Here is a 1,070-nt window from a genome sequence, read left to right as displayed (position 1 = left end):
CAGGGAAAAAGAGAACCGATATTATCAGAGAGTATGATTTAACCCCGTCTACTTTTGATAAATGGGTGAAACAAGCAAATACCTCTGGCTCATTTAAAGAAAAAGATAACTTAACACCTGAACAAAAAGAGTTAATTCAATTGCGAAAGCAAAATAAACAACTCTTGATAGAAAATGATATTTTAAAGCAAGCGGCGCTGATATTCGGACGAAAAGACAAGTAATTGATGCAAATAAGCACAAATACTCGATATCAGCCATGTGTAAAGTACTGGGTATTGCAAGAGCCACCTATTATTATCGAGAAAAAGAAACGACTCAAGGCGCAGTAGAAGCAAAATTAGAAGAAGCGGTGGAAGAAGTTTTTCAACAAAATAGACGAGCATATGGTTCACGCAGAATCAAGAAACGCCTTGATAAGAAAAATCTCATTTTGAGTCGTCGAAAAATTCGTCGCATCATGAAAAGACGAGGATTGAAATCCAGTTACACGAAGCCCAAATATCGCGTACATTCGTGCCAAAGCAATCAAAAGAAAATTGCGAATCACTTAGATCGAAAGTTTACTCAAACAAAAGCATTGTCAGCGGTTGTCACGGATTTAACTTATGTTCGGGTCGGGACAAATTGGGCTTATATTTGTTTGATGATTGATTTATTCAATCGTGAAATTATTGGCCATTCTTGCGGAAATAAAAAAGATGCGCAGCTTGTAAAAAGGGCCATTCAAAGCATTCCTTACTCACTTCAAGAAATCGAACTCTTCCATACGGATCGTGGAAAAGAATTTGATAATGAATTGATTGATCTTATCTTAGAAACATTTGGCATTCAACGCTCCTTGAGTAAGCCTGGATGTCCATATGATAATGCCGTTTCAGAAGCGACTTACAAAGCTTTTAAGACGGAATTTGTGAGTCAATATCAATTTGAAACGATGGCACACTTAGAATTAGAATGTTTTGATTATGTCAATTGGTGGAATCATCATCGGATCCATAGTTCTCTTGGTTATAAAACACCAATTGAGGTACGCTATGCGGAGGTTGGCGTAGCGAACCCTTGATAAT

Annotated in this window: 1 pseudogene; it reads left to right on the top strand. The window is 37.2% G+C overall.

The annotated features are described in order from the left end of the window. A pseudogene (locus DVW06_RS16805) lies at nt 1-1,036 on the top strand (IS3 family transposase); the annotation flags it as partial. Nucleotides 1,037-1,070: the final 34 nt, after the last annotated feature.

The sequence above is a fragment of the Enterococcus sp. ARL09-542 genome (assembly GCF_005234805.1).
Classification (GTDB): domain Bacteria; phylum Bacillota; class Bacilli; order Lactobacillales; family Enterococcaceae; genus Enterococcus_D; species Enterococcus_D gallinarum.
The sequence above is the reverse complement of the archived record's forward strand: the minus strand, read 5'-3'. Positions and strand labels throughout refer to the sequence as shown.